34 protein-coding genes and 1 tRNA gene are annotated in these 24,548 nt (G+C 63.3%); 5 read left to right on the top strand and 30 right to left on the bottom strand.

What is annotated here, in order from left to right:
- Positions 1 to 4: 4 nt before the first annotated feature.
- The 7 genes from Q5H93_RS21835 to Q5H93_RS21805 form a co-directional block, all read right to left on the bottom strand.
- Entirely contained in the window at positions 5 to 1,324 is a 1,320-nt protein-coding gene (locus Q5H93_RS21835) for a hypothetical protein (protein ID WP_305008828.1), read from the bottom strand.
- Positions 1,325 to 1,495: 171 nt separating this feature from the next.
- Positions 1,496 to 2,497, bottom strand: a complete 1,002-nt coding sequence (locus Q5H93_RS21830; protein WP_305008827.1) for a hypothetical protein — start codon at positions 2,495 to 2,497, stop codon at positions 1,496 to 1,498.
- A gap of 124 nt (positions 2,498 to 2,621) precedes the next feature.
- Positions 2,622 to 3,458 carry an MbnP family protein gene (locus Q5H93_RS21825; protein WP_305008826.1) on the bottom strand — a complete coding sequence of 279 codons (837 nt, stop codon included), beginning with the start codon at positions 3,456 to 3,458 and terminating at the stop codon, positions 2,622 to 2,624.
- A gap of 126 nt (positions 3,459 to 3,584) precedes the next feature.
- Positions 3,585 to 3,935, bottom strand: coding sequence for a hypothetical protein (locus Q5H93_RS21820; RefSeq protein ID WP_369811082.1), 351 nt, complete (start codon positions 3,933 to 3,935; stop codon positions 3,585 to 3,587).
- Between the two features lie 132 nt (positions 3,936 to 4,067).
- Positions 4,068 to 4,688: a hypothetical protein gene (locus Q5H93_RS21815; protein ID WP_305008825.1), complete on the bottom strand. Its 621-nt coding sequence runs from the start codon at positions 4,686 to 4,688 to the stop codon at positions 4,068 to 4,070.
- A 42-nt stretch (positions 4,689 to 4,730) separates the two neighbouring features.
- Positions 4,731 to 5,984, bottom strand: a complete 1,254-nt coding sequence (locus tag Q5H93_RS21810) for a site-2 protease family protein (protein WP_305008824.1) — start codon at positions 5,982 to 5,984, stop codon at positions 4,731 to 4,733.
- The gene (locus Q5H93_RS21805) at positions 5,950 to 6,606 is read right to left on the bottom strand and encodes an HAD family hydrolase (protein ID WP_305008823.1); all 657 of its coding nucleotides are present in this window, start codon (positions 6,604 to 6,606) and stop codon (positions 5,950 to 5,952) included. The genes Q5H93_RS21810 and Q5H93_RS21805 overlap by 35 nt, the downstream gene beginning before the upstream one ends.
- 163 nt (positions 6,607 to 6,769) lie before the next feature.
- Here Q5H93_RS21805 and Q5H93_RS21800 point away from each other — a divergent pair.
- A tRNA-Ile gene (locus Q5H93_RS21800) sits at positions 6,770 to 6,843 on the top strand.
- Positions 6,844 to 6,937: 94 nt separating this feature from the next.
- Here the strand turns inward: Q5H93_RS21800 and Q5H93_RS21795 are convergent.
- From Q5H93_RS21795 to Q5H93_RS21740, 12 genes are read right to left on the bottom strand one after another with little or no spacing between them, the layout of a single operon-like run.
- Positions 6,938 to 7,792, bottom strand: a complete 855-nt coding sequence (locus tag Q5H93_RS21795) for a hypothetical protein (protein ID WP_305008822.1) — start codon at positions 7,790 to 7,792, stop codon at positions 6,938 to 6,940.
- Positions 7,789 to 8,286 carry a hypothetical protein gene (locus tag Q5H93_RS21790; protein WP_305008821.1) on the bottom strand — a complete coding sequence of 166 codons (498 nt, stop codon included), beginning with the start codon at positions 8,284 to 8,286 and terminating at the stop codon, positions 7,789 to 7,791. The genes Q5H93_RS21795 and Q5H93_RS21790 overlap by 4 nt, the downstream gene beginning before the upstream one ends.
- Complete coding sequence (locus Q5H93_RS21785) at positions 8,273 to 9,100, bottom strand: hypothetical protein (protein WP_305008820.1); 828 nt, start codon at positions 9,098 to 9,100, stop codon at positions 8,273 to 8,275. The genes Q5H93_RS21790 and Q5H93_RS21785 overlap by 14 nt, the downstream gene beginning before the upstream one ends.
- 1 nt (position 9,101) lies before the next feature.
- Positions 9,102 to 9,908: a LamG domain-containing protein gene (locus Q5H93_RS21780; protein ID WP_305008819.1), complete on the bottom strand. Its 807-nt coding sequence runs from the start codon at positions 9,906 to 9,908 to the stop codon at positions 9,102 to 9,104.
- Positions 9,908 to 10,786 carry a hypothetical protein gene (locus Q5H93_RS21775; protein WP_305008818.1) on the bottom strand — a complete coding sequence of 293 codons (879 nt, stop codon included), beginning with the start codon at positions 10,784 to 10,786 and terminating at the stop codon, positions 9,908 to 9,910. Before Q5H93_RS21775 ends, Q5H93_RS21780 begins: the two co-directional genes overlap by 1 nt.
- 11 nt (positions 10,787 to 10,797) lie before the next feature.
- Complete coding sequence (locus tag Q5H93_RS21770; protein WP_305008817.1) at positions 10,798 to 11,100, bottom strand: hypothetical protein; 303 nt, start codon at positions 11,098 to 11,100, stop codon at positions 10,798 to 10,800.
- Positions 11,097 to 11,408, bottom strand: coding sequence for a hypothetical protein (locus tag Q5H93_RS21765; protein WP_305008816.1), 312 nt, complete (start codon positions 11,406 to 11,408; stop codon positions 11,097 to 11,099). Before Q5H93_RS21765 ends, Q5H93_RS21770 begins: the two co-directional genes overlap by 4 nt.
- Before the next feature lie 2 nt (positions 11,409 to 11,410).
- On the bottom strand, positions 11,411 to 11,632 hold the full coding sequence (locus Q5H93_RS21760; protein ID WP_305008815.1) for a hypothetical protein: 222 nt from the start codon (positions 11,630 to 11,632) through the stop codon (positions 11,411 to 11,413).
- A 3-nt stretch (positions 11,633 to 11,635) separates the two neighbouring features.
- Positions 11,636 to 12,085 carry a hypothetical protein gene (locus tag Q5H93_RS21755; protein ID WP_305008814.1) on the bottom strand — a complete coding sequence of 150 codons (450 nt, stop codon included), beginning with the start codon at positions 12,083 to 12,085 and terminating at the stop codon, positions 11,636 to 11,638.
- The gene (locus Q5H93_RS21750; protein WP_305008813.1) at positions 12,082 to 13,122 is read right to left on the bottom strand and encodes a hypothetical protein; all 1,041 of its coding nucleotides are present in this window, start codon (positions 13,120 to 13,122) and stop codon (positions 12,082 to 12,084) included. Before Q5H93_RS21750 ends, Q5H93_RS21755 begins: the two co-directional genes overlap by 4 nt.
- Before the next feature lie 3 nt (positions 13,123 to 13,125).
- Positions 13,126 to 13,833, bottom strand: coding sequence for a DUF6046 domain-containing protein (locus Q5H93_RS21745; protein ID WP_305008812.1), 708 nt, complete (start codon positions 13,831 to 13,833; stop codon positions 13,126 to 13,128).
- A gap of 3 nt (positions 13,834 to 13,836) precedes the next feature.
- A complete protein-coding gene (locus Q5H93_RS21740; RefSeq protein WP_305008811.1) occupies positions 13,837 to 15,492 on the bottom strand; it encodes a tape measure protein in 1,656 nt (551 codons plus the stop codon).
- A 51-nt stretch (positions 15,493 to 15,543) separates the two neighbouring features.
- On the opposite strand from Q5H93_RS21740, the gene Q5H93_RS21735 reads away from it, so the two are divergent.
- Entirely contained in the window at positions 15,544 to 15,744 is a 201-nt protein-coding gene (locus tag Q5H93_RS21735; protein WP_305008810.1) for a hypothetical protein, read from the top strand.
- Here Q5H93_RS21735 and Q5H93_RS21730 read toward each other — a convergent pair.
- From Q5H93_RS21730 to Q5H93_RS21680, 11 genes are all read right to left on the bottom strand, one after another.
- Complete coding sequence (locus Q5H93_RS21730) at positions 15,741 to 15,893, bottom strand: hypothetical protein (RefSeq protein WP_305008809.1); 153 nt, start codon at positions 15,891 to 15,893, stop codon at positions 15,741 to 15,743. The two genes, Q5H93_RS21735 and Q5H93_RS21730, sit on opposite strands and share 4 nt — an antisense overlap.
- Before the next feature lie 50 nt (positions 15,894 to 15,943).
- On the bottom strand, positions 15,944 to 16,264 hold the full coding sequence (locus Q5H93_RS21725; RefSeq protein WP_305008808.1) for a hypothetical protein: 321 nt from the start codon (positions 16,262 to 16,264) through the stop codon (positions 15,944 to 15,946).
- A 3-nt stretch (positions 16,265 to 16,267) separates the two neighbouring features.
- Complete coding sequence (locus Q5H93_RS21720; protein ID WP_305008807.1) at positions 16,268 to 16,693, bottom strand: hypothetical protein; 426 nt, start codon at positions 16,691 to 16,693, stop codon at positions 16,268 to 16,270.
- 5 nt (positions 16,694 to 16,698) lie between these two features.
- On the bottom strand, positions 16,699 to 17,898 hold the full coding sequence (locus tag Q5H93_RS21715) for a DUF2586 family protein (RefSeq protein WP_305008806.1): 1,200 nt from the start codon (positions 17,896 to 17,898) through the stop codon (positions 16,699 to 16,701).
- 3 nt (positions 17,899 to 17,901) lie between these two features.
- Positions 17,902 to 18,129, bottom strand: coding sequence for a hypothetical protein (locus Q5H93_RS21710; protein WP_305008805.1), 228 nt, complete (start codon positions 18,127 to 18,129; stop codon positions 17,902 to 17,904).
- Positions 18,126 to 18,719, bottom strand: coding sequence for a hypothetical protein (locus Q5H93_RS21705; protein WP_305008804.1), 594 nt, complete (start codon positions 18,717 to 18,719; stop codon positions 18,126 to 18,128). Before Q5H93_RS21705 ends, Q5H93_RS21710 begins: the two co-directional genes overlap by 4 nt.
- Before the next feature lie 3 nt (positions 18,720 to 18,722).
- The gene (locus Q5H93_RS21700) at positions 18,723 to 19,028 is read right to left on the bottom strand and encodes a hypothetical protein (protein ID WP_305008803.1); all 306 of its coding nucleotides are present in this window, start codon (positions 19,026 to 19,028) and stop codon (positions 18,723 to 18,725) included.
- 3 nt (positions 19,029 to 19,031) lie between these two features.
- Positions 19,032 to 19,466, bottom strand: coding sequence for a DUF5675 family protein (locus Q5H93_RS21695; RefSeq protein ID WP_305008802.1), 435 nt, complete (start codon positions 19,464 to 19,466; stop codon positions 19,032 to 19,034).
- Between the two features lie 34 nt (positions 19,467 to 19,500).
- Entirely contained in the window at positions 19,501 to 19,710 is a 210-nt protein-coding gene (locus tag Q5H93_RS21690; protein WP_305008801.1) for a hypothetical protein, read from the bottom strand.
- Between the two features lie 91 nt (positions 19,711 to 19,801).
- The gene (locus Q5H93_RS21685; RefSeq protein WP_305008800.1) at positions 19,802 to 20,743 is read right to left on the bottom strand and encodes a hypothetical protein; all 942 of its coding nucleotides are present in this window, start codon (positions 20,741 to 20,743) and stop codon (positions 19,802 to 19,804) included.
- Between the two features lie 37 nt (positions 20,744 to 20,780).
- Positions 20,781 to 21,872 carry a Clp protease ClpP gene (locus Q5H93_RS21680; protein ID WP_305008799.1) on the bottom strand — a complete coding sequence of 364 codons (1,092 nt, stop codon included), beginning with the start codon at positions 21,870 to 21,872 and terminating at the stop codon, positions 20,781 to 20,783.
- A gap of 207 nt (positions 21,873 to 22,079) precedes the next feature.
- Here Q5H93_RS21680 and Q5H93_RS21675 point away from each other — a divergent pair, with 207 nt between their 5' ends.
- From Q5H93_RS21675 to Q5H93_RS21665, 3 genes are read left to right on the top strand one after another with little or no spacing between them, the layout of a single operon-like run.
- Positions 22,080 to 22,592: a hypothetical protein gene (locus Q5H93_RS21675; protein WP_305008798.1), complete on the top strand. Its 513-nt coding sequence runs from the start codon at positions 22,080 to 22,082 to the stop codon at positions 22,590 to 22,592.
- On the top strand, positions 22,576 to 24,096 hold the full coding sequence (locus Q5H93_RS21670) for a terminase large subunit domain-containing protein (protein ID WP_305008796.1): 1,521 nt from the start codon (positions 22,576 to 22,578) through the stop codon (positions 24,094 to 24,096). The genes Q5H93_RS21675 and Q5H93_RS21670 overlap by 17 nt, the downstream gene beginning before the upstream one ends.
- 16 nt (positions 24,097 to 24,112) lie before the next feature.
- Positions 24,113 to 24,547, top strand: coding sequence for a phage protein Gp36 family protein (locus Q5H93_RS21665; protein WP_305008795.1), 435 nt, complete (start codon positions 24,113 to 24,115; stop codon positions 24,545 to 24,547).
- The last annotated feature ends 1 nt before the right edge of the window (position 24,548 follow it).

Here is a 24,548-nt window from a genome sequence, read left to right as displayed (position 1 = left end):
GCGCTTAAAAGTCGAAAGTTTGGGGCTCGCCGGCGAGGGCGCGGCCGGCCAGAATAAGGGCATTGTACTCCGCGCGCAGGGCCGCGTGGGCGGCTTTGGGGGCGGGGTCGGGATAGGGGTCGGGGTGGGGCTGGCCGGCGGCCCGGCGCTGCTGGTAGGCCGCAAACTCGTGGCGAATGGCGGCCTGCAGGCGGCGGCGGTAGTGCCCCAGCCAGGTGAGGTAGAGGGCCTGGCGGTAGTCGGCGTGGGGGGCCAGCGGCAGCCGCTCGGTAAGGGTGAGCAGCTCTTTTTCCAGCTGCTCGCCGCGGGTTTCGAGAAACTCCTCCGGGTCCCAGCCAAACGACATGATGCGGAACTTAACGGGCCACACCACCCGGAAATGCTGCTGGGTCTGGAGGTTTTCTTCTTCCAGCAGGGTGTAGATGACGTTCCAGTTGTCGGGGTCCAGGGGCAGCAGCTCCGCAGGGGCGGGCGGGGCCGGGGCCACGGCCGCCGGCGCAGGGGTGTCGGGCGGGGCGGCCGTTGGGGCGGCGGGTGGCTCCGAGAGCTGCTGCTGCTGCAGGGCGGCCGTGAGGTAGCGGTATTCGCGCACGCCGCGCAGGTTGGGCAGGTTGATGACCGGCAGCGGAGGCTGGTGGTACTCATCGCACCAGTTGTACCACAGCGGATAAGGAGTATTCCAGTTGTAGCTTTCCTGCAGGCTGTGCAGAGTATTGAGGTGGCCATCTTCGGCCAGCGAGCGGGCGGCGGTGAGGTAAGCCAGGTCGCCGTGGTCGAGCCGGCCGTAAACATTCAGCCAGAAGGGCTCGTGAAACTGCCAGTGGTCTATCTGATAGGGGATGTGGGGGTTGAGGTCTTCGCAATCCTCGGTCTCGAGGTAGGCGAGGTATTCCTCGACCTCGGCTTTGGTGATGGGTGGCAGCCAGGCGCACTCGTGAATGCGGTGGCCCCAGGAACCAAAATCGGCGGCGGTTTCGATGCCTTCGGCGCGCAGGTCGAGGGCATCGGCGCGCCACTGGCACTGCTGCACAAACAGCTTGCGCTGCTGAATCTGCCACAGGCGCTGAACGGCGGTGCGCGCCAGCTGGGCTTCGGCAGCCTGCTGCTGCTGCCAGGTGGCAACGCCTTCATTCAGCAGGCCGTCGCGCCAGTTCAGGTAGTTATGGAGAAAATTCTCCCCGTTGGCATAAAACTGGTCGAGGAAGGCTTGCACCTCCGGCTTTTTGCGCAGCTGCTTTTCGGTAAGGGCGCGTTTCTCGACGCGGGCGCGGTTGCGGCGGGCCGGCCGGGGCACGGCCGGCTTTTGTTCGGGTTGTTCTGACATACGTTGCTGAAAAAGGTGGAAGTAAGCAGCCGGGCAAGGGCTTATTTTTCAGGCAATGTAGCAGAGTTTGGGAACAATACCAATTTTCAGGACGAAGGGCCGCAAAAAGCCCCAACCGCAGGGCGGTCGGGGCGGTCGATGACGAGCTATGGCGGTGGTATTGCCCCGCTCCTACTCGGCTTTTTTGCCCAGCAGGTACTTCGTTTGCTTGAAGCTGTAGCCCAGGGCCAGCACCAGCCGCCCGGCGCTGGCGGGGTGGTCGGTGAGGGCCGTGTAGACGGGGAACTGCACGGCGGTATTGAGCGAGAAGTTGCGGTAGTACACGTCGAGGCCGGGGCCGAGCAGGGCGTTGTTCATTTCGTGCTCGTGGGTGAGGCGGCCTTCGAGCATTTCGCCGTCGGTGCGCTCGTAGAAGAGCTGGGCCGAGGGGTAGAGCTGCCAGTTGTCGCCCAGGGGCAGGCGGTAGAAGAGGTTGGCGAAGGCCGCCACGCTCGGGGCGAGGCTGTTGCGGTAGGTATTTTCGGAGGCCAGGCGGTAGCTGCCGTTGAGGCTCAGGCCGAGGCTGCGGTAGCTGCCGATGTAGTTGGCGTAGGCGAAGCCGTCGGTGGTGCCGGTGCCGGGCTGGCTGAGCATGGAGTAGCGCACGCCGCGGGCATTCTGGCGGGAGTAGTCGCCGGTGGGCAGCTTGAGGCCGCCGCCCACGATGAGGCGGCTCTGGATGCCGGCCGTTTCGATGTTGCGGATGAGGTGGAAGCCGGCAAATACCGTCACGTCGCCGAGGCCCGACACGTTGAGCTGCTGGCCGTTTATCTGCGAGGTGTTCATGACGTAGGGCACGAAGGCGTTGAGCTCGAGCCGGCGGGCCAGGAAGTACTTGGCCCGCAATTCCACTACGCGGAAGGCCTCGTAGTCGGTGGGGTCGTTCTGGTGGTTGTGCCGGTAGCCGGCATCCACCGAGTTGAGGCGGCGGGGCGTGAGCACCCCCACCCCGGCGGGGAAAAACTGCGGCTCCTGCCCCACCGTGCGGTAGGCGCTGAAGCTGCGGTAGCGGTGCATGAGGCTGATGCCGCTTTGGTTGTCGTAGGGCGTGATGCCCATGAAGCACCCGCAGATGTCGCAGGCGCGGGCGGCGGCGGGGAGCAGCAGTGCGGAGAGAAGAAGGAATTTGTTCATCGGCCCAATAGCTTCACCCCACCCCCCACCCCTCCCCTTCGGGAGAGGGGCGCCGGTTCTGCGCAGCTATGCGTCGTCAGGCTCCCCTCTTCCGAAGGGGAGGGGTGGGGGGTGGGGTGAATGGTTAGTTGGCGTGAATGTGGTCGATGCGGAACATCGACGCCGTGCCCGTGGTGGCGGCCGAGCTGCTGCCGCTGAGGTTGGTAGCCAGCTGGCTGGCGCCGGCGCCGGGCATGTGCACCATGGGCAGGGTGGCAAAGCTCACGTGGTCGGTGGCGGTGGCGCCGTTGAGCAACTGCAGCAGGTTCACGTTTAGGTGTACTTCCGGGGCGTGGTCGGCACGCACGGCCAGGGTGCCGCCCACGGGCCAGGTGGGGGCCACGGTGCGCAGCGAGTTGTTGGGCTCGGTGAAGCCGCCGAGGTGGTACGTCACCATGCCCGTCGTGCCGTCGGGCTTCTGCCAGCTGCCTTCCATCTTCAGGAAGATGTAGCCCTGATTCCAGTCCCAGTACATGCCGTTGGTGGTGGCCAGGGCGCCGGTTTGGGCGCCGGCGGTGTTGCGGGCGGCATCCACGCCCACCATGAAGGTGAGGCCGGTGTAGTCGCCGGCCGGAATATCTTTCAGGGTAAAGGCCTTGCCGCTGGAAGCCGCGTTGGGCGTGGCATCGGCCGAGAGCAGCACGTAGCTCTCGGGCACGGCGTACTCGCTGCCGTCGGCCTTTTGGAGCTTGAAGTTGGAGAGGATGTAGTTGAACTTCGACACTGTAAACCGCTCGGTGGCGGCGTTGGTGTAGGTGCCGGTCTTGAGCACCAGCGGCAAGCTGCCGACCACGTTTTCAACGTCGAAGGACACGGTGCCGACGCCGGTGGGCGTCGCCTGGTCATCGTCGTCTTTGCAGCCGCTCAGCAGCGCAGCGGCAGTCAGGAAAAGGGCAATAGCGGAATTGGTGATGAGTTTCATCAGGAAAAAGCAGTTCAGGAAAAAGAAGGGAATAGACGCGCCACGCCAGATGCCGGCACATAGCCCAGGCACCTCATGGCGGCACTCAAAGCCAGGACGCATCAGCAGTACCCGGCAACCAGCAACTTATGCCCGAACCGCGGGCGGATGGAATACGCCCCGCACCGGGGCAAACGCGTAGCACGAGCCCCGCAGCGCGGCAAAGCGCGGCGTAGGGGCAGGCCACTGCTGCGGCCGGCGCGGGACGAAGGCGGCCGCCGTGGGCAGCACCTCATACTTCACCTTTTCGGGGCCGGCGGGGGCTTTCTTCTCGGTTTCGGCGGCTTTGCGGAGCTTCTGAGCGAGGTAGCAGCGGCCGTTGCAATGCAGGCGGGGCCGGGCCTTGTTCACGCAGTAGAGCCGCGTGATGCGGGCTTTGTTCAGGGCATAGTCCACCACCAGCAACTCCCGCCCAAACGACTGGACGAGCATCAGCACCGCAAGGAAATAAGCCAGAAACCGGTTCAAGAAGACGACTGCTAAAGGGCTACAAAGGTAAGGTGAGGAGTTTTGAGTTATGAGTTAAAAGGGGTTTCGGCACTTCTCTAACTCAAAACTCATAATTCAAAGCTAATTCACGTACGGCGCTTCCAGCTGCTGGCCCATGCTACGCAGCGGCTTGGCCGTGAGGCGGCCGGTGAGGCGGGTGGTCAGGGCTGTGACCTCGCCGGTACTCAGCACCTCCAGCTCGCGCAGCCAGTGCAGGCGGCGCAGCTGCGGCTCGATGTAGCCCAGGGGGTTCACGCTGCCATACTCGCTACGCAAGTAGGCTTTGGTGCGCTGTTCCAGCGAGTTGGTGAAGGCGCGCAGCTCGGCGCGGTCGGTGTCGGCCAGCACCAGGTGCAGGCGCGAGGTGTGCAGAATCTGCCTGGTCCACCAGTGGCGCAGCCCGATACCAAACCAAGCCAGTACGCCGCCGCCTATCAGCAAAGCCCGCTGGTATAACGCATCGGCGGGCATCAACGGCCTGGTTGACAAAAGCCAGACGCAGGCGCCCAGCACCAGCGCCATGGTCACCACGCCCCAGGGAATCTGCCGGCGGCGCTCCAGGCGCAGGGGCAGCATTTCTTCGTAGGGCATTTCCATTTCCAGCGTCACGTGCCCGGTCACGTTGCGCTGGCACAGGTAGAGGCCGTGCGAGCGCAGGCCCAGCACGGTGCTGCGGAAAGGAAGTTTTTGTTGAAATACCATTGAAATTCATCCCCTGCCCTAAACATTAGGGCCGCTCCTACCCTACTGAAACGGCGAGGGCGTGAAGCACAATACAAAAATAACCACCATGAGCCAGCCCAGCACCTGCCGCCCCGCCGACAGCGGCCGCTCGTCGGGCGCCTGCGGGTGGTATACGCCGATGAAGCGCCCCACTATCAGGCCCATCAGCAGCCAGCCGGGGTTGCCGGTGAGCGTGGGCCAGGCGGTGGCACAGGCCAGTTGGGCCGCCCACACCGCCGCGCCCAGCAGCAGGCCCTGCCGGGGCCGGGGCAGCATCCGCCAGAACACCAGCGCCAGGTACCCCGCGTAGGGCAGGCCGCCGTAGAGCCAGGTTTGCCAGCCGTCGCGCAGCGAAAACAAGCCCAGCCCGGCGTAGAAGATGAAGCCGGTGAAGAGCAAGGGCACCAGCCGGTTGTAGCGCCGGAAGCCCAGCAGCCCGTAGAGGATGTGCCCGCCGTCGAACTGGCCCAGCGGCAGCAGGTTGAGGGCGGTGAAGAACAGCGCCATCAGCCCCGCCACCAGCACCGGGTAGTGCAGCAGCTCGTTGGGGTGCGGCAGGCGGGCGGGGTCGGCTAGGGCGTGTTCGAGCCCCTGGTAGAGCAGCGGCCGGGCCAGCACGAAGCCGCCCGCCGTGTCGGGGCCGTACACGTAGCGGGCGTAGTCGGCGCCGTACGGGGCGTAGTCGGGGTGGAAGCTGAAAAGGTAGTCGAGCGGCGGCAGGTGGGTAAAGCCGTACCCCAGCAGCAGCACGGCCACCACCAGACCCGCCAGCGGCCCGGCAATACCAATGTCAAAAAACTCGCGCCGCGAAAATATCTTGTCCTTAATCCGAATAATCGCCCCGAACGTGCCCAGTCCCAGCGGAAACGGGATGTAATACGGCAGCGTGGTGCGCACCCGGTGGTAGCGCGCCACGAAGTAGTGCCCGAACTCGTGCACCGTGAGCACACCCAAAAACGGCAGCGCAAACCACAGCCCGCGCGTCAGCTCGGCCCGCAGCAGCGCCGGGGGCCACTGAAAAATCTCCAGCGGCAGAAATTCCAGCGGCATCATCTGGGCGCTCGTGAGCCGCACGCCCGCCAGCGTGGTGGTAAACACCGTGACCAGCAGCAGCCCCAGGTGCACGGCCCAGGTGCGCCACACGGCCGCAGCCGGCCGCTCGTAGCGCCGGAAAGCGGCCTGCGCCTCGCGCAAGGTGGCAGGTTCGGTAGAAGAAGTAACGATTTCGGAGCCAGCGGGCTCAGACGGCGGGAACGTATTCGGCGGGAAAGACACGGAGGGCTTCGGGCAGCGCGGTAGTGAGGGTGTGGGGCGGGGTGAGGTACAGCACCTGCAGCCCCAGACGGCGGGCCGTGGCAATGTGCTGCGGACTGTCTTCGATGAATAACACGTCGGCCGGCTCCCAGTTCATTTCGCGCAGCACGTGCCGAAAAATCTCCCCGCCCGGCTTGCGCAGCCCCACTTCCTGCGAGTAAAACACGCGGTCGAGCACATCGGCAATGCCCTGCCGGAAGCCGTATTGCGTGGCCAGCTGCTGGTTTATCGCGCCGATGTGCAGCACGTTGGTATTGCTGAGCAGGGCCGTCTGGTGCCCGCGCCGCCGCAGCTCGCCGATGAGGGCCAGCCGCTCGGCGGGCACGTCGAGCAGCATGGCGTGCCAGGCGGCGTCGAGGGCTTCGTCGCTGGCCTCCAGCTCGTAGCCCGCCCGTAGCCCGGCCCGGAACTCGGCGGGCGTGAGGTGCCCGGTTTCCAGCTGGTCAAACAACTCGGCCTGCTGCGCCTGGGTAAACTCGATGGCGCTGCCAGCGCGGCTCAGCTGCCGCATGGCCGCCAGCGTGCGGTCGTAATCAATATTGATGATAACGCCGCCGAAATCAAATAATAAGTGAGGAAGCATGAATGAATTATGGAAAAACTTTTTCTCATTTTCCGGCGGCTTTCGGGCAAAAACCTGGGGCCACCCACGAGAAATTTCCCCGCGAAGGTCGTACTTTTGCAGCGTCGGAGGTTTCCAGGCATGGCCGGGGTTTAAAGGTGAAAGAATAAACACCTCCGACAACGGGCCTATAGCTCAATCGGTTAGAGCAGCTGACTCATAATCAGCAGGTCACTGGTTCGATTCCAGTTGGGCCCACGAAACGGCCCCTCACGGTAGCGTGAGGGGCCATTTTACTTTTTGGACTACAAATCCGACTACAATTTATTGGCAGAAGCGAGCGCTGCTGACTTTAGAACCCTACCCATACCCGCTTCACCACGGTGTAGAACGGCATCCGGTTTTCGTGGGCCAGACCACCACCAGCCGGGCCGGAGTTGGGAGTATCGCCAGATGCTCCCGCGTTACCTGCACGGGTAACAAGCTGCCCAGGGCCGCCAAGCGTGTCCACGTTGGCCACCAGCGGGTGTGTGTGCTGGGGAATCTGCGACACTAACAGCGTGACCATTTCCACGCCGCCCGCGTCGCCGATGGCGTCATAATCTGCCCGGCCTGGGTCCAGCCCTACCGTTACCCGGCCCCGCAGGTCGGGTCGCCCACCCTGCCCATTGCAGAGTGCCCAGCCCCATGCTTCGGTGCCCACCAGTCCTACACCAGTGGCATCGTAGTTGGCGGGCACGTAGCTGCTAGCCGTTACCAGTTCCTGGGTTTCGCCGATAGTGCGCGTGGCCGCCTGCAAAACGTGCTTCCAGCGCTTGCCACCTTGTGCGGTGAAAGGCAGGAACTCCCCGCCCATGTAGCCCGCATTTGGGGCCACCAGTACGGCCGGACGCTCCCGAATGCAAGCCTTCGTGCCACCCGTTTCGTAGGGCCGTTCGTCAATAAAGTCGAAGCCGCCCCGCTGGAATTGCGCAGGCAGGGCCACATTGCTGGCGCCGTAAAAGCGCAGAAACTCCCCATCCAGGCACAGCAGGCCAGCGGCCACTGTGTAGGCGCCGGCCACGCCGCTCACTTGGCAGCCCGACACGATGAATGCGCCCCGGCCGGTGTAGGGGGCAAACATCACGGCGGCGGCTTCGTCCTGAAGCACCACCAAGTCATCATTGGCCAACGGGCGGCCACCGGTATCAAATTCGAGCTTTTTCATACGAAGCGAAGGGTATAGCGGCGCGTGGCCAGTTTGAAGTGTTGAATGCGGGCGTGGAGCTGGGTGGTGCGCTCAGCCGTGCGCAGCACCACCGGCACGCGCACGGTGAAATCGAGTTGGGTATTGTATTCGGCCTGGCTGTAGAGCCGCAGCCAGGGCGGCCCCTCCACGGCGAAGCGGGCGTACTTCTCGGGCTGGCCTTCACTGCGGAAGTTCAGGTACACCACTGGCAGCTCGGTGTCGCTGTTGCGAATGATGATGCGCCGGGCGCTGGGGTCGAATTGGTCATTCAGCGCCTGCTCAAACAGAATGGTTTGGCTGTTGTAGGCCAGCTCACGGCGCGTAGCATCGGCCTCCAGCAGAAACCGGGTGTAGAGCTGGCGAAGCGGGTGGAGCATGGCCTGAAGCCAAGCCACCAGCCGGGGCTTGCGCAGCAGCGCGGGCATCAGTTGCACCGCCAGGCGCTCAAAGTCGATAGGGCTATTGCTGGCCATCGGGCACGAAGGTTAAGGTGTCGAGTAAGGTCAGGCCGGGCGTGTCTTCGGGCACGATGTAGCCCGCCGCCGTTTCGTACACGCGGGGGATGGCCACCGGAGCGGCTACCCCTACGCGGGCGGCCACGCTCACCATCTCCACATCGCGCACCCCGGCCACGGCCTGGAGCGCATCCACCAGCTTGCTCACGTACACCTGCCCATCGAAGTCGAGCGCCGCCAGGTAGCCCTGCACCGCCGCCACGGCATTGGCTCGCACGGTGGCCAGCGGCAGCAGCGGGTCATAGTAGATGGTGCCCAGCACCAGCAGCCGGTCGGCTTCCCGGCTCACCACCTCCAGCCGGGTGCCCGCAAACTTCAGCCGGTCCATGTAGCCGCGCACCTGCACCAGCTCATCGTTGCTGAGCGCCGCCAGCGTACCCGCCGTGGCCCCGTCCTTAGCCACCTTCACGAAGAGCTTGCCCGTGCTGGCCTCCTTTGCCGTGGCCCGCGTCACGATGCGGGCACCAGTGCCCCCGTCGCCGTAGCCCGGCTTGCCACTGGGCAGTATCACCAGCTCATCATCGAGCTGAAATTCCAGCGCCCGGTCAGCATACCATAACGGTGTACCGGCAGGGGCGCGGGCAATGATGCCCGCCACCTCATCCCGGAAGCGGTCCAAGATGGTTTCAAAGGCCCAGATGCTGGCGGCCACCACGAACTCCATGAGCCGGTAGATGCTGGTGGCGCTGGGGCTGCTCAGCCCGGCCAGTTCAGCGCGGGCGGCGCGGGCGGCGGCCATTTCGGCCTGAATGGTTGCAATCGAACGGGCCATATTAAGCAGTCGTAAGCGTCAGGATTTTGCGGGGCGTGGTGGTTGGGTAGCCGGTGAGCAGTGGGCAGGGCCCGGTCTGGGCTGCCCGCAACGCGGCATAGGAGGAGCTGAGGGAAACCCCGTTACCGGAGCCATCGGTAAAGACGGGCGAGGCCACCGGCACCGGGGTGTCGAAATCGTGGCAGAAAGCGGTGGTGGCGGGGGTGATTTGCCCGTCCGCAATCAACGCCGCGTTCGGGCGGCGGTAGTTATCGCTGATTTGCTGTGCCGTGCGGGCTGTTTTCCACATCCGGAACTCATCCAGCTCGCCAAACAGGTTGCTGTTGGAGCGGTCACTATCAACGTTGCCGATGGAAAAGGCCGTGTTGGGCCGAATGGTCATCACAATGTCCGTCTGGTACACCTGCACGGCATTGATGTAGAAGCGCATCACCAGGTTTTCGTAGTCATGCACGAAAGCGAGGTGAAACCAGCCGCCCACCTTCACCACGCCGCTGCCCGTCTCGTAATCGACGCCGTTTTTGTAGTTCCGGAATCGGATTTTACCGCTGGCCAAAAACAGTAGGCTGAACGCATAGCTTTCGGAGCCGCTGCACAAGAAAATGTACTGGGCCAGGTTCCCGCTCCCGTAGCCGGGCGGATTGGCAAAGGCATTCACCTTCACCAGCGTTTCCAGGGTAAAGGTGTTGCCTACGTAGCTGGTCGTGGCGTTGGTGAGGTTCTGGAGAAAGTTCGGGAAGGCCAGCGCGTAGCCGGGCAGGCGCAGGCGTAGGGCAGCGGCCCCGAGTGTTAAAAGCCGTTGTGCCATTATGCGAGTGCCATCCGAAGTGGCCGATTATCCGAAGCGAAGTAGTAGAGATAGTTAGCGTCGTCGTACGTGGTGCCAGCCGGGATGCCCGTTAGCACCAGCGTACTGCTGTTGTAGGCTTTGGCGGTCCAGTTGGCCGCGTTGCTGAGCGCGGTCTGCTGGGCACCGGTGAGGGTGCCGGTGGCCAGCGCGGCCGGGTCGAGGTGGCTCATGTTGAGGCTGGCCGCCCGCACGTTCACGCTCAGCAGCCGGGTGCCGGTGTTGTAGGTCGCTGTGATAGTGCTGGTGGCCAAAATGGCTTGCAGCGCCGCATCCTTGGCCTGGTTGTCGGAGTAGCCGGCGGGCACGGTTGCCCAAAAGGTGTTCGTGCCGTTGGTGCTGAGGTATTTTCCATTTTGCCCCACTTGGTCGGGCACCGTCGCACCCGTGCCGATGGGAAAGCGACTCACCCAGCCGCCGGCCATTTTCTCAAACGCGGCCACGTTGTAGCGGAAATACCAGTCGCCGATGATGCCCAGCGCTGGGGCGGGTTCGCCCACGCCGCCCAGGATTTTGCTGCCATCGGCGCCCACCAGGTTGCCCAGCGCAATCCACTCCCCATCCAGCCAGGTCCACAGCGGCAAACCGCTCCCGATGCGGTCCAGGCACAGGTCGCCTTCGATGGCCTCAATATCCGGGCCGGGCCGGCTGCCATTCAGCTCCGCCACGAAGATGCGGTTGCCCCGCGTCATCGACTCCAGGTAGGCAATGGCTTCAATTTCCAGCGCTTCAAAAGCGCGGTGGTCTTCGGCCGTCGTCGGCCCGGCCGGGTCGCCGGCGCTACGGATTTTCAGGGGCAGCAGGTCGCTGAGCTGCTGCGAGTAGGGAGTAAGCGGCATAAGGCTGTGGGCTAAATCGTGAGGTAGTCGCCGGGAGCGTAGTCAAGGGTGTAGTCGCCGGGGCGGGGTGGCGGGACGCCGGCGGGCACGTCGCCCGTGTTGATGCGCTGCCCACGGCCGGCGAAGTAGCGGGCCACGTCCGGCAGGGCGGCGGCGCTGGCGGGTACCGGTAGCATAGCCCCGGGCGTTAGGGCGTCGGTGATGGCGAGCCCCGCCGCGTCGGCTAGGTCGAACAGGCTTTCGAGGCTGCCCAACTCCTGCACGGCCACATCGAGCAGCGACTGCCCGGCGGTGATGATGGTGTGGGTACTCATGGGCGCACAGCGTTAAGGACGGCGGCCGACAGGTCGGAGAGGTCCAGGGCCAGTACCTGGAAGCCGTCACGGGTGAATTGAATGGATGCCTCGCGGTTGAGGGCCGCCGCTTCCGCCGGCCCGAGTGGGGCGTTCAGGTAGCGGCGCAGGCCGATGCCCACCAATGGGTCGGCCTTCCACTCGCCTTGGTAGGTGTAGAACAGCAGGGCCAGGTGTTGGCTGTCGCTGGCACCCACGGCTAGGTCGCCGGCCTCGGTAAAAGCGAGGTCGTAGTCTGGGCCAAGTAACAGGTCGGTAGCGGCGGGCATGGTCAGGAGATGGTCGCGGTGGTAATGGTGCCGGTTTGAGTGGTGGCGCTGCCGGTCGTGGTCACGGTGCCCGTCACGGTGCCCGTGCGCATCATGTCGGCCATGATGCGCACCAGCTCGCGGGCGTAGTCGCGGCGCGATTGGCCGGGGTCAGTCGTTCGGGCGGCCATGTCATCGAGCAGGGCCAGCACGTCGGTTTCGGCTTGGGCGGTGTTGAGGGCCATCAGTTAAGAGGTGAATAGCGCGGCGGCGCGTTGGGCGATTCGTTGAATGGCAGGCAGGTTGATGGGCCTCCCGCTCGGGCCGCCGCTGGTAGGGACAGTGAGTTCCTCCAGAACGGCACACAAGTCGGCCCAGAGCTTGCCCGCGCTGTCGGTTTCGGTGGCGAGGGTGAACTGCTCCACCCGCGACACCCCCACCACCACGCAGTTGTTGGGGTCGTTGTCGATGAGGCCCACCAGCACGGGCGAGCCCTCCACGGGCCACAGGATGAAGCCGGTGGTGCTGCCGTCGTCCACGGCCCGCAGCTGCACGTCGAGCAGCTCGGCCGCCTCGTCATCGGCGGGCTTCACGTCGCACACGGCGCGGGTCTTATCCACGCGCAGCACCGTGCCGCCCACGACTTGCGTCGGGATGCGGCTATCAATGAGGCGGGTGAATACTTCGCGGGCGGTCATGCGCGGGGGCCTAGTTTGAGTTTGCGCCGCGAGCCATTCACCCCAAAGGTTTTGCTCACGCTGTCGATGTAGTAGGAGCCGGCCCGCTCGGGATAGTCGGGGTCGGTAATGGTGGCGATATCGCCGTGTTCGGCCGTGGGCAGGTTGAAGGAGGTCAGCCCGCCCCGGTAGCCGTCGAAGCGCAGGCGGCCCGCCTCCAACTCTACCCATTTCAGCAACTGGGCAGCAGTAAGGCCGGGCGGGCCGATGAGCGTGCGCAGCTCGCCCTTGCTGATACCGGCGCTGAGGGCCGTCACGCGGGCCGTGTTGTCGCCTTTCACCTTATTGGTTTTCACCACGCCCGAGGCATCCACCTGCACCTTCTTGCCATCGGGCTGGGTGCTGGTGGCGCGAAAGTGCAGGGCCACGTCGGCGGCATTGATATAGGCCAGGTCGCTGTCGATGATGTTCTGCCGGAAGCCGTAAGCGTGGGTTTTGGCCGTGGCCCTGTCGTAGGGCTTACCCGCTACCAGCACCCCGTCGCGGAAAAAGCAGTTGAGCCCAAAGAGCTTTTTAAGGTTGTCAAACACCTGCGCCCCGGTGGCCCGGTCAATCATGTACTTGCCCACGTCCAGCTTGCCCAGCTCCCGAATCTCGAACGTGAGGCTCGACTGGTCGCGGATATAGGTCAGCACCTCGCGCAACGTGACCGAATGCCACGATTTGCTTTTCAGGGTCTGCCGTTTCAGCGCCCACATCTGGTCTTCGCACTTGATTTGGAACGGGGTGCCCGGCTTCAACTCCGACACATAGCCCGTGAACTCGGTGCGCAACTGGCCGTCGTAGCCGTACTTAATTTCCACGGTGTCGCCCACGCTGATGAGGTCGGGCAGTGGGGTGCTGATGCCGGCGTGTAGCACGTTCAGGTTGCGGGGCAGGGTGATGGTGGCCGTATCGGTGAACTTCGCCCACGCGCTTTCTATCTCCACTTCGTGGACGATGGTAATGGGCTTGCGCCCACCAATCTGAATAGAAATGCCATCAACCAGGGAAAACATGGCTCAGAGGATTAATTCGATGGGGTCATCAGATAGACATTCCAGCTCGAAGGCTTGCAGGTTCACGAAGCCGTTCAGGCTCTCGAAGCGGGCGTTGCGGATAATCAGGCTGTTGATGCCGTACACGTCCTGCAGCCAGCCCGACACCGGCACGGCCACGCCCAGGTTGGCGAGCTGCTCCATCTCCTGCACCTCCGCCAGCGGGTAGGCGAAGCGGTTTTCGGCCGTGATGCTGGTGGCGAGGATGCCGCGGATGGTCACAGCGTAGTCGCCTTTGCCGATGTATTCCTTGACCGTGCCCTTGCGGCCGGTGATGGGGGTGGTGATGATGTTGAAAGGTTCGTCCACGCTCACCAGCGGGTCGAGTAGCGTCAGGCCGTAGAAGTCGCGGCGGGTATCGTTGCCCCCCACGGCCCCGAAATTCACCGCCACAAATACCGGCAGCCCGAACATATTGGTGTGACCATCGGGCGACTGGCCCAGGTTTTCAGGCGTCGCGTAGAAGCCATCGACGCCCTCCTGGCCCCGGTTGCCCGGCACCTGGTAGCGGCGCAGGCCCGAGTATCCAAAGGCTTCCAACGTGAGGGCGCGTAGGTCCACGGGCAGCGAAGCACTGCCGCCCAGGCCCCGGTTTACCTGGTCGGTGGACACGGCGAGTCCGCGCCCGGTCAGGCTATCTACGGCAGTGCTGGGGTTCAGTCCGTAGGGCATGGCTTAGGTCGAGGCTAGGGTGTTGAGGTCGTTGAACTCGGCCCGCATCCAGTCGCCGAACATGCCCGACACGTCGCGCGCGGCCTCCTGCGGGGTGCCGGCCGTGATGGTCGCATTCGGGAAGACGGTACCGACGTGCAGGTGAATGTTGGTAATGCCCTTGCCGCCCGCGCCGGACACGCCCCCGGCCGCCTTGCTGGCGGCGGCCGTCATCGCGGGCGCTTTTGCCCCGCCGGGTTTGGTGCCCCCATTCAGGAAGCTGCTGGCCGCGTCGCCGCTGGGCTTGTCGTTGCCGAACAGGTTCACCGGCTCGAAACCTTTGGCGTAGCCGTCGTTGAAGCCCTCAGCGGCCTTCATGCCCAGCTTTTCAAATTGGGTATCGCCGACGGCGTTCAGCGTCTGCATCAACCCATCCTTAATCTTGCCAAAGTCGCCCGTGAAAATGCCCTCAATGATGCCACCCACGCCGCCCAGGAACTTGCTGGCCGCCTCGGCAATACCCTTGAAGGCTGCCACGGCCCCCTCCCAAAGCCCGGCGAGAAACTTCTGCACGCGGGGGCTGGTGGCCAGCCACTCGCCGATGACTTTCACCACGCGGAAAACCTGTTTGTACACCTCGCCGATAAAGGTCGCAGCAATCTTAAGCACCGGGGACAGGTACTTAATGACGGTGGCCACCACGTTGAATACCGTATTCAGGATGTCGCCCGCCTCGCTGGTGCCAAAAATCTCGGTTTTGATGGCTTGGAATTCGTCAATCAGTGGCTGAATGGCATCCATCACCGGCTGAAACATCACCTTGATTTTATCGGTATTCTGCTGAATAAATTGCAGCAGCTCATTGCCCCCGTCCACGATAACGCCCATGGCCGGCAGCAGGGCCTCGCCCATCTTGCCGCCCATGTTCTGGGCAAAGCCCACCAGCGACGACCAGCGCCCAGCCACCGTCTGGCTCTGCTTGTCCATTAGGTTGCCCCACTTGCCGCCAGCGCCACCCAACTCATCGAAGGCTGTTTCCAGCATCGAGAAGCTGATTTTGCCCTCGCTGCCCATCTTTTTCACCTGGTCGGTGGTGACGCCCAACTGCCGGGCCAGCGAATCCATGACGGGAATGCCCGACTCGGTGAGCTGGTTGAGGTCTTCGCCCTGAATAACGCCTGAGAGCTTGTTCTTGCCGTAGATGCTCACCAACTCGCCAAAGTCCTTACCGGTGGCGCTGCTGATGTTGCCGAGCTTGGTCAGGATGGGGTTCAGGCTGCCGGCATCCTCGCCGAATGCCAGCAACTGGCGTCCTGCTGAAATTACCTGTTCATCATCGAAGGGGGTCAGGTTGGCAAACTTTTGCAAATCGGCAATGACGGCGTTGCCCTTCTCGGCTGAGCCGGTGAAGGTTTCGAACTGCACCCGCGTCTGCTCCATGGCAATGCCCATGCCGCCGATAGCCTTAGCCCCAGCCGCGATGCCAGCGGCCAATCCCAGCTTGCCCACCATGCCCATGATGCTGGACATACCTCCCTGCGCCTGGCTGGTATCAACGTTGAGCTTGTGCGGCTTCTCAACCTGCTGACTCAGGCTCTGCACCTGCCGAATGGCACTGGCCACCTTTGGCCCGAGCAAGTCTTCCAGCGTCAGGCGAAAATTCAGGTTTGCAGCGCTCATCGTTTATCTAAAATTCAGTAGGTTTGCTGGCTCACTTTACCATCTGCCACGATGCTGCTTGCTATTCTCATTCCCGGCCTGTCAATGATTGTCAATGGCCATTTTCTCAAGGGTATTATCTGCTTTATTCTACAGTTCACCCTCATTGGCTGGATTCCAGCTGCTATCTGGGGAGTGGCCTCGCGCAATCAGGATTTAGCCGAAAAGCGCCACCGGGAAACCCTGGCAGCGCTATCACAGGTGAGGCGTTAAGCAGAACTCACGAGTAGGGCCGGCGTGATACCGCGTATCTGGGGATTGCGCCGCAGCCAGTCGGCTTGCTGGAACTTCGCCCCGAACTCCTCATCACTGAGGCGCTCGGGGTGTGGGTCGTGCAGGAAATAGGAAATCAGAGCCGCCATCTTTTGCAGGTCGTCATCTTCGGGCTTGTCGCTGATGACCGGCGCGGCGGCTAGGCGTTTTTTACTTCGACCTCCAGCATCTTCAGCAGCGAGGACGCCGCGATGGCAGCCGCTACCTGCGCCGGGCTTTCGGCCTGCCCGGTGATTTTCAGCCGCTCGTCGCCGCCGATGTAGCAGTTTTGCAGCACGAACTCGCCGGCCTCCACAATCTTGTTGCTGGCCATTTTGGTTACCCCAAACGCCACCACGTTGCGGTTGGCTGGTTTGAGGTAGGCGGTGGCCACGTCGCCAGGGGCAACGGTGACCGAGATACTTTTAATTTCGCCGTGTTCCTGTTTCCAGGTGGTGATTTGCTCGGGGGTGGTGCTCATGATTTACAGACCTTCAATGTGAGAAACGACGAGGGGCAGTTCCACCTCGATATTGGTATCGCCGGTTTTGATTTCGCGCTTATTCTCGGTGAATTCCGCATTCATTATCGTGTGCGTAATCAGTTGATTACTCGCGTTCACGTAGGCTACCGGGATGGGGAAGGGCGGAATGTCGAGCAGCGAGCCGCCGGGAGGCAGGGCGGCCATGATGCGCTCCACCTCTTTCATTTCCAGCGTAATGCTGGCGTTGGGTTCGCGCTTGCCATAGCCCCGGCTTACCGGGTTCACGCCCGCGCCGTAGTTGTTGACTTTCTCCTGCTTGACGCCGTAGCTGATGGCGGTAATGCCGGCCACGGTCTGGCCCAGCAGTTGCAGCTTGATGCTGGCCCAGTCGTAGGCCCGGCCGTTGATTTGGGGAACGAAGTCCATAAGGCTTAGGAGAGTTTAGTGGAAAGGCCGAGGTCAACCGTAATCTGGCGAGCTACACCCGTGGGCACGATGCGCACCTTCACGGCCAGCTTGGAGTCGCTGATGACGTTCTGCGCGGGGTCGATGTACACCCCCAGGGCTGAGGCCTCGCCGGATTCCAATAGGGCCGCGTTCAGGGCCGTTTTGGCCTTGCCCTGCAACTCGCCGATGACCTGCGCCTGCAGGGTGCCGTCGGCATTCACCGGCAGCGGGCCGTTGAGGGCTGGCAGCAGGGCCGTGCGGCACACGCGGGCGGCCTTGTTGGTGGTGCGCACGTTTTCGAGTTGCGCGTAATCGCTGCTGACAACCGTGCAGGTGGGGGTGTCGGAGAAGTAGAAGCCGTCGAGGCCGGCGTGTTGCCGCACGACGATGAATCCCTTATCCGACAAGGCGCCCAGGTCGCCGGGCAGCAGCTCGCTTAAGGCTTTGCCGTTGCTCAGGCCCGCGTTCACGAAGCTGCCGTCGCCGGTCAGGTTAAACTTCTGCACCCAGGCAATCGACTCATTCACGCGGGCGGCCGAGATAGCGCCCAGGGCCGTGCCGATGGCAGGCTCGTTGGGCAGCAGCGTGTGGTCGGTGCCCGCTACCACGGCCACGTACTCGCTGCTCAGGGCGCGCAGGTTCGGGGCGGTGGTCAGGTCGGCGAGCAGGCTGTGGCCCGCCAGCAGCACCGCAACCGGGCGGTGCTGGTCGAATTCCTCGGCCGCCAGGGCCTGGGCCTTGGCGACGGTCGTCAGCACGTCAGCGTCAAGGCCGCCGGTAGTGACGGGTGTGTAGCCGCTGGCCGGGTTCAGGCAGACGGCGAGTTGCTTCACGCGGCCGTTGGCATTGCTGAGCAGGGCTTTCGCGCCACCGCCCAGGGTATGGTCGCAGATGTCGGCCATGGTCGCCGTGCGGGCCACGGCCATGAACAGCAGTACCGCGCCGGGGCTCAGGCGAAAGAACTCACTCAGGTGCCGGTAGGTCCTGGTGAAGTTGGTGGCGGTGGCCGTGATGCCGATGGCTTCAGCCGCCTGGATGCTGCGCAGCTCGTACACGGTGCCCAGCGTGAGCTTGCCGCTGATGGCCACGCCCTGGGTGATGAAGGCACTGATGCCGTCGTCGGTGGGCTGCTGCCGGCCGAGGCCGCCGGCTGCTTTGGTGATGGTAATATCGGGCAGGGCCATAGGTTAGGAGGCGGGTTGGTCGGTGGGGGAATCTTTGCAGGTCAGCTGCGCCACGAAGGCCGCAGTGGCGGCGATGGTGGCCACGGTTTTGAGCAGCGGCAGCCAGGCCTCGGGCGTGGCCGAATAGTTCAGGACGAACTCAGCCCCGCCGGCCACGATGATGGTGGCATTGCGCACCCGGCGCCAAAAGGCCGGGGTCGGGCCGGTAAAGCGGGCGAGTAGCGTTTTCATGCGGAGCGGGATTGACGGAAGCGAGCGATAAGGCCGATGAGGATGCCACACAGTAGCCAGCCGTAGGGCCAGGTGCGCGGGTCGTACCACACCAGCGGGGCGCAGTCGCAGGGCTTGAGGCGGGCCACCACGGCGCGGGCGGCGTGGGGCTGCCGGATTTCTTTGCGGGTAAGGCTGATTTGGTAGGCTGAGCCGGTGCGCCACACCTTGCCGCGCAGGCCCAGCGTGTCGAAGCAGAGCGTGTCCGGAAAGCGGGGCCGCTCGGTGCGCACGTATTGGAACACCTCGCGCACCGTCGCCCGGCGGCTGGCCGTGTCGAGGTGGGTTTCCAGTTTCTGCAGTAGCGAGTCGAGACGCAGGCTGTCGGTGTGTTCCCGGGCCGGGTTGGCGCGGTACACGAACTTGGTTTCGACGTGGACCTGGGGCACCGTGATGGTGTCGTGAATGGTCACCGTGTCGGCCGCGGCCAGCTCGGGATGCGCCGTCAGCAGCCGGCCCAACTGCCGCTCAGGCGAGGGCTCGAATAGCTTGCCGAGCTTGCAGCTGCTCAGGGCCAGGGAAGCGATGGCGAGAGTAAGAAGGATGCGCATAGCTTACTGGTCGATTGGTTGTTGGCGTTTGATGCCCAGGGCACCACGGATGGCGGCCACGTCCACGCGCACGGCGTTGATGCTTTCCAGCACGGCCGCCTGTTTGTCCTCGGTAGCTTTGAGGCGGGCGTTTATTTCGGCCTTGGTTTCCCGTGCATCAGCGAGGTGCTGCTCCAGAGTGGTTTCGGTGGCCGTCTGCCGGTGTTCGGTGTTGATGGCGTAGCCGAAAGCCGTGCCGCTGAGCGTCAGCGCCAGGCCCGCCACCCACTTCACCCAGTCCGCCGAAACGGTGTTGTTAGTCGTGCTCACGGCTTAGGAAATGGTCAGGGTGACGGTGCCAGCGGCCACGGCATCCTGCAGGCGCGGCAGCAGGCGGCTGAAAGCGTCGCGCGAGCGGCCCACGAAATCGGTTTTCTGGTCGAGGCCCACCAGCAGGCAGCCCTCCGTATCGGCCGAGGTGTTGCCCGAGTGGATGCGCACGCCGCAGTCGTCGATGCGGCGGCCGCCGAACTGGATGGCGCCGCCCGCCACGTTCACCAGCAGCGGCAGCCGCCGGCGGAAGCGGTTGCTGTAGGTGATGCGCACCTGGTACTTGCCGGTGGGAATGGCCGTTTTGCCCCACACCTTGGCCTGGCCGGGCTGGCGCACCACGTCCTCCAGCACGTAGCACTCAAACTTGCCATCCACGAATAGCTCGCCGATGGTGCTTTCCTCAGTAAAGGTGGTGCGTGTAAGGGTCAGGTGCATGGTGGTGGCAGGGGTAGAAAGGTTGTGAGGAATCTTAGGCAGTAGGCGTAGCCGGGGCCTCGTCTTCGAGCTCCTTGGCGTCCTCCTTGTAGGTGACTACCTTGCCTTTTTCGCCAGCGGCAGTCTTGGCGTGCTCCTTATTGAAGTAGTGGTCGCCGTTTTCCAGCACATGCACTTCTTTCAGGGCGGGACAGGCGTTGAAGGTGGCGCGGATGCCGGCTTTGTCGTTAATCTTGAGGGCCATGGTGATGAGGCTAAAACTGATTGGCTGTTGCCGCCAAAAGCGGCCACCCCGAAGAGTGCCCGCATTTGGGTGTTAGCTATTAGCTGTTAGCTTACAGCGTGTAGAGAGTCGTTTCGCCGCCGTAGCCGTAGTTCGTGTCGGCCTTGCAGAGCATCTTGATGAAGTAGAGTTCGCTGTTGGCCTGCAGGCGGGCGATTTGCACCGTGGCGTCGTCCTTCGAGTTGAGGCCGAACCACAGGTTGCTCGTCATGTCCGGGGCGCCCTTGGCCCAGAAGATGGTGTTGTCGGGCATGCCGAACAGGTACACCATCTGGCGGCCAGCGAAGCGCATCAGGCCAGCCATGGTGTTGTCGATGCCCTTGAAGCCGGCGGCGCGCTGGGCCCGTTCCCACAGCTGGGCCGTTTTGTAGCTCACGTACACCTTCAGGTTGGGGTCGTAGAGCACAGCAGCGGGCACGGTAGCCAGCGAGCGCTCCAACTCGCCCTCGATGTTGGAAACTGTCAGCACCACGGGCGAACTCACTTTCGGCACTTCGCTGTCGGCGATGGCGCGGGTGATGAGGCCGTCGAAATATTTCAGGTTGTTGGTGGTCACGGCGGTGTTACCGCGCATGATGGCACCGCCCAGCCACTGGTTGTGCTTCTTCATCACCTCCTGCAGAATCACCGATTCCACCGTGGCCGGCAGGCGCCGGTCGATGAGGGTAGGATTCAGGTTCACGGCCTCCCAGTGGTCCTCGAAGTCTCTGGGGTTGAACTCCTGGTAAATCATGTAGTCGTTGGGTTCCAGCACGCGGGCATCCACCGTGATGGTGCCCTTGCCGGTGCCCGAGCCGCCCGAAACGGGCGTGGGCACGCGGTCCTGGATGAAGTCGTCGCCCACGGTCATGCGCGGGATGGTGTACTTCTTTTTGATGCCGTCCTTGACCATGATGTGCCCACCCTGCACGATTTCGTTGCCGATGGCGGCCTTGACGATGAACGACGAAGCAACTTCGCCGGCGTAGGTGGTATCGTTAATTTGCAGTGCCATAGCAGCTACTTAGAGTTAAAAAGCGTGGGAGGTGAGACTATTTGCCCTTGTTGAGGTTGGCCTGCACCTCCAGCATGGCGCCGGCCGCGCTGAGCGGCGCCAGCTTGGTGCCGTCGGCGTGCGCCTCGATGACGGTGGTGAGCGACTGGCGGGCCGGCATTGCGTCGAGGATGGCCTTGGTGCTGGCCAGGTCGGCCGTGGCCAGCGTGGTGTAGGTGTCTTTCAGGCTGGCCGTGATTTTGCCCGTGCTGATGGCGCCGTCCACAAGGGCAGTTACCGCGTTGGCGGCGGCCGTGGCAGCGTTGGCGGTGGCCTGCTCCTCGAATGCCTTTAGCTTGTCCTCGGCCTCGGTGAGTTTGGTGGTCGCGTCGGCCACGGCGGCGCGGGCGTCTTCGGCGTCCTTTTTGAACTTGTCGCGCTCGGTGAAGGCGGCCGATACAGCCTGAGCCACGTCAGCGTCGGGCGAGGCGGCGGTAATGGTGGACAGCCCAGCGGCTGCCATGATGGGAAGGAGTAGGTTTTTCATGTTCGTGGGTTGGGGAAGCAATGCAGCGTAGTAGCCCACCAGCTCGGCGGTGGGCATGTCGGCCGGCGGGGCCAGGCCTTTTTTGTCGTCGTCCACGATGCCAGTGGCGAAGCCCAGGGCCACGGCCGTTTCGGCATCCATGTAGGTAGTGGCGGCCATCAGCTCGGCGCACTTCTCGACCGCCTGGCCCGAGGCCGACGCATACAGCTGGGCCATGCTGGCGTTGACGGCCTTCTGCTGGTTGATGGCGTTTTCCAGGTCGGCAATCCCGCCCGCCGCGCCGCTCGCGCAGTTGTGAATCATCAGCTTGGCGTGGGCTGAAATCAGCCGTTTGTTGCCCGCCATGAAGGGCAGGGTAGCAGCCGAGGCCACCAGCCCCACGCAGTAGGTGTCTACTTTCAGCGAGCTGGCTTTGAGTAGGTCGTACATCGTTTGGCCTTCCTGCCAGTCGCCGCCGCCGCTGTTGATGCGCACGGCCACGCGCTTTTCGCCCGTCGCCTCCGCCTCGGCCAGCTTCGCCCCAAATTCGGCCGCGCTCAGCCCCGCCCCGGTTGCCGGGTTGAAGCCAATAGCGGAATAAATCTGAAGGGTAGGGGTGGCCATGAGAGCAGCGTGTGAAAACGAATGCTCAAACTTATTACCCCCGCAAATCGGGTACTTTTCTTAGTCAGTAATAAGGGGAGTTTTCCCCCTTAATCGTAGTAAAAATTCCCCTTATTACTGAAAAGAATCCAGCACTACCTTGGCCGGCAAGTAGTTTTCCATCCTATTCTATTACCCTCATCCCTTCAACCTACTGAAAAGGGCCAAATGCCCGATTGTACTATGCCCAGCAACCCCAATACTGAACGCCAGGACAGCAAGCGCAACCGGAAGGTGATTCGCAAGCACATGCTTGCGTTCATCAAAGATGAGTTGCGCGCCCCCACCGTGCAGGAGCTGGTCGAGCTTACCGGGTTCTCGGATAAGACCATCAGCAAGCACCTGGAGCGCATCACGCTGGGCGACGGCAGCGCCAACCCGTTCCAAGCCCTGACGTCTGACGTGCTATTGAAGCTCTACGAGCGGGCCACGGGCTACTCGCACCCAGCGGTCAAGATTCTGGCCGTGTCGCAGGGCAAGGGCGAGCCCTCGGTGGTCGAGCGGCACGAGTACACCGAACACTACCCGCCTGACCCCACGGCCGTGAAGCTGTGGATGGCGCTGGTGGAGGGCATCACCGACAAGGCCGAGGTGAAGCACAGCGGCGAGATTGCCACACAGGCCCCGCCGGCCATTATCCAAGTCATTCGCCACCGCCCGACTGATGATAAGCCTGAGTGACCCGCAGTTCGACATTTTCGAGAGCCGGAAGCAGGTAAACCTCTTTCTGGCCGGGCAGGGCAGCGGGAAAACTCACCTCGCCGGAGTGATTTCGTACCTCTACCTGCAGAGCTTCCCGCGTATGCGCGGGCTCATCGCGGCCAACACCTACGCCCAGCTCACCCGCTCGACGCTGTTCCGCATCCGCGAAGTGTGGAAGCAGGAGTTCGGGGTAACCGAGTGGGACGACAAGAAGAAAACCGGGCACTACGTGGTGGGCAAGCGCCCGCCCAAGCACTTCACCACCTTCTACGAGTTCGACAGCTACAATAACATCATGAGCTTCAGTTGGGGCGCCGTGGTGTACATCGGCAGCCTCGACAACTATAAGGCCTTGGATGGCATGGAAATCTGCTGGGCCATGCTCGACGAAACCAAAGACACCAAGGAAGTGGCCGTGAAGGAGGTCATCGTGGGCCGCCTGCGCCAGCAGGGCATGTACGTGAACGAGCGCGGCGAGCTGGTGGGAGACCCCACGCCCGAGCCCTTCAACCCGCTCTATATCTTCACTTCCCCCGCGAAGGTGCCGTGGATTAATGAGTGGTTTTCGCTCGACCAGGTGCAGGACGAAATCAAGCGCACCATCTACACGCCGCCGAAATACTTCCGGCGCGAGGCGGGCAACAAGCTGGTGACCATCAGCGCCACCCACCTCAACGGGCACAACCTGCCGAGCAACTACATCAGCAACCAGTTCGCCAACATCAACATCGACAAACACGGCATGCTGATTTTCGGCGACCCGTTCAGCCGCACCGGGGGCGAGTTCTATAAGCAGTTCGACCGCAGCAAGCACGTCGGCAAGTATGCTCACCGCTACGACCCGAAGCTGCCGCTGCACCTGAGCTTCGACCAGAACGCCATTCCCTACAACACGTTGACCATTCATCAGCAGTACGGCACCACCGACGTGCAGCTGGCGGAAATCTGCCTGGAGAACCCCAACAACTCCACGAGTAAGGTGTGCGCGGCGTTCCTGAAATCGAAATTCGGGCAGCACGAGGGTGGGTTATTCATCTACGGCGACCCCTCGGGCAAGAAGCGCGACACCCGCAGCGAGGAAGGCACCAACGACTACTCCATCATCCTGAAGGAGCTGGCCCGGCTGCACCCGCAAAACCGGGTAGCCACCAAAGCGCCGCCGGTAGCGGTGCGAGGTCAGTGGATTACGGCCGTGCACGAGAAGCAGTTGGACGGGTTGGAATTCCTGATTGATGAAAGCTGCGTGCACACCATCGGCGACTACATCTACCTGAAGGAAGCGCCCGACGGCACCAAGCTCAAGGAGGAGGTGAAGGACGAAAATACCGGCATCCGCTACGAGAAGTTCGGCCACACCTCCGACGCCAACGACTACTACTACACCAGCGCCTTCAAGGAGCAATGGCGGCGCTTCCACAAGCCCGCCCCGGTGCTCATCGACTCGCTGCCCTCGGCCGGCCGGGTGCGCGCCAACAGCTATTAACAATTAACTATTACCCATGCCCTTCCTGACCGCCACCGACTACGGCCTGCAAATCCGCGACGAAATCCGGGGCCTGCTCACCGACGGCTCCGACCCGCTGCTGCAGGCGGCGGCCCTCGCCGCGCAGTCCGAGATGGAGAGCTACCTGCGCGGCCGCTTCGACGTGGAAGCCATCTTCACCCGCACGGGCGAGGAGCGCAGCCCCGTGGTGGTAATGTACCTGGTCGATATGGCCCTGTATCACCTGCACAGCCGCCAGAACCCGCGCAACGTGCCCCAGATTCGGCAGGACCGCTACGACAACGCCCTCAACTGGCTCAAGATGGCCCGCAAGGGCACCATCAGCACCGGCCTGCCGCTGGAGAATGTGACCCAGCCCGACGGCACCCCTGACCCCGATAACATCCTGCCGCGCGGCGGCTCCCTCCCCAAACTGACCAACGGCTACTAGC

This window comes from Hymenobacter aranciens, from assembly GCF_030580865.1.
Lineage (GTDB): Bacteria > Bacteroidota > Bacteroidia > Cytophagales > Hymenobacteraceae > Hymenobacter > Hymenobacter aranciens.
The sequence above is the reverse complement of the archived record's forward strand: the minus strand, read 5'-3'. Positions and strand labels throughout refer to the sequence as shown.